The 1910-nt window shown below is 69.7% G+C and carries 2 protein-coding genes and 1 pseudogene; all 3 read left to right on the forward strand.

Annotated features, from left to right (window positions below; translation table 11 throughout):
- A pseudogene (locus VHK87_RS16760) lies at positions 1-381 on the forward strand (class I SAM-dependent methyltransferase); the annotation flags it as partial.
- Positions 378-1634, forward strand: coding sequence for a flagellin modification protein FlmF (locus VHK87_RS16765; RefSeq protein ID WP_329636033.1), 1257 nt, complete (start codon positions 378-380; stop codon positions 1632-1634). The pseudogene VHK87_RS16760 and the gene VHK87_RS16765, both read left to right, overlap by 4 nt.
- Position 1635: 1 nt before the next feature.
- Positions 1636-1910 (forward strand): WbqC family protein (locus VHK87_RS16770; RefSeq protein WP_329636034.1); only part of this gene is annotated, 275 nt, incomplete at its 3' end.

Genomic DNA, 1910 nt, shown 5'->3' on the forward strand with positions numbered 1-1910 from the left:
CTGACCGGGCCGTTCGACGCCCTGATCATCCCCAATCTGCTCTGTTACCTGACCCGCGATCAGGCGGCTGCGGCGCTGAGCGGGCTCCGCGCCCATCTCGCGCCCGGCTGCGAGGTCTTCCTGCGCACCCGTCTGGTGGACGACTACCGCTACGGCCGTGGCGAGACCGTCGAGCCGGACGGCTTTCGGCTCGCCACGCCCGAGACCGGCGAGGCCGGTCTGTTCAACCGCTTCTACAGCCAAGCGGGCCTTGTGGCGCTGATCGATGAGACGCTGGCGCTGCAGGACCGGGTGGAGCTGCAGGTCCGCTTCGACAACATCCAGGCCGGGCGGCTCGTCCCCAGCAACAGCGACCTGGTCGTGTGGGGCCGCCGGCCGTGAAGAAGGTGCGGATCGTCGGCGGGGGCCTGACCGGCGTCCTGGCGGCCTTCCAGGCGCACGGCCTCGGTTGCCGCGACATCGAACTGCACGAACGTTTCGACGCCCTCGGCGGGGTCGCCCTGCCGCAAAGCCGCGGCGGGCTGGAGCTGCGTGAAGGCTGCATCTACTTCGGCCCGGCGGGCGATCCTATCCGCACCCTGCTGGAAGGCCACGGCGTCGGCTTCGAGGACATCGACAACCGCTTCGGTTCGGTCAGCCTCGGCGCCGGCGGGGACCTGACTGCGACCCGCGACTTCGGCGGCCCGGCCTATCCTTGCGCCGACCTTGCGCTCACGCCGCCGGCCGGCGACAGCCTGGCGAACCGGATCGCTTGTTATCCCGCGCCGATCGCCGAGGCGGTGGCGAGCTACTGCCGCTGGCACCTGGGAGATGCGCCGCTCGAGGAGGTTCACGAGAGCGCCGCCATCCCGCTGGCCGTGAACCGGGTGTTTCCGGCGCTCGGCGATCTCCCGCAACTGGCGCAGCTGAAGACCGAGAGCCCCCTGCACGACGAGCTGTTCGCCATTCCCCGCCACCTCTGGGGCCGGACCAACAACGCGACCGCGGCCCTGCCGACAGACGGCTTTCCGGCGATGTTCCGGCAATGCCGCCAAGCGCTGGAGCGGCTGGGCGTCCGCGTCCACGACACCTCGCTGGTCTCGCCGCGCCAGGCGCTCGCCGCGCGCAAGGACGACGAGGTGCTGGTCTGGGCGGCCAACCCGACGCCGCTGTTCAAGCCGCTGGGCCTTCGCCCGCCCAAGCTCGTGCGCAAGACTTTCGCCACCTACGTTTTCCGCTGCCGTTACGAAGGTCCGCTGCCCTTCTACGTCCAGAACTTCACCGCCGAAGGCGCGGTGTTCCGGATCTACGTCTACGAGAGCGGCGGCCAGGCCCTGGCCACAGCTGAGTGCGTGGAGGAGGCCGACGACGCCCCGCTGCGGCGCGAGATCGACCGCTGGATGTCTCCGTTCGAGGAGGTTCGGATGAGCCTGGGCGAGCAGGTATTCGCCAACCTGCAGCCCCGCTGGATCTACCACTCCACGGACGCGATGGCGCAACTCGAGGCCCTGCGCGACGTAGCGGCCAAGACTCTGGGCCCAAGCTTCGTGCCCGGCGCCTGGGAGCCCTACAGCAAGGCCGAGAAGTTCCATCAGGTTCAGGCGGCTCTCGAGGCCGCCCTGGGCGCCGGCCGCCGCGCCGCGACGGCGGCGTGAGATGGCCGGCGCCGCTGCGATCATGCAGCCGACCTATCTGCCCTACCTCGGCTACTTCCACCTGATCGCCGAAGCGGACGTCTTCGTCTTCCTCGACGACGTACAGTTCGCCCGCCGCTCCTGGCAGTCGCGCAACCGCATCCTCGGCCCCGGCGGCGAGATCATGCTCACCGTGCCGGTGAAGAAGCACGACCGGGACACCCCAATCAGCGAGATCGAGATCGCCGACGACCAGCCCTGGCGGGAGAAGCTCCTTGCGTCCATTCGGCACGCCTA

Origin of the sequence: Phenylobacterium sp., from assembly GCF_036263695.1 — a bacterium.
Lineage (GTDB): Bacteria > Pseudomonadota > Alphaproteobacteria > Caulobacterales > Caulobacteraceae > Phenylobacterium.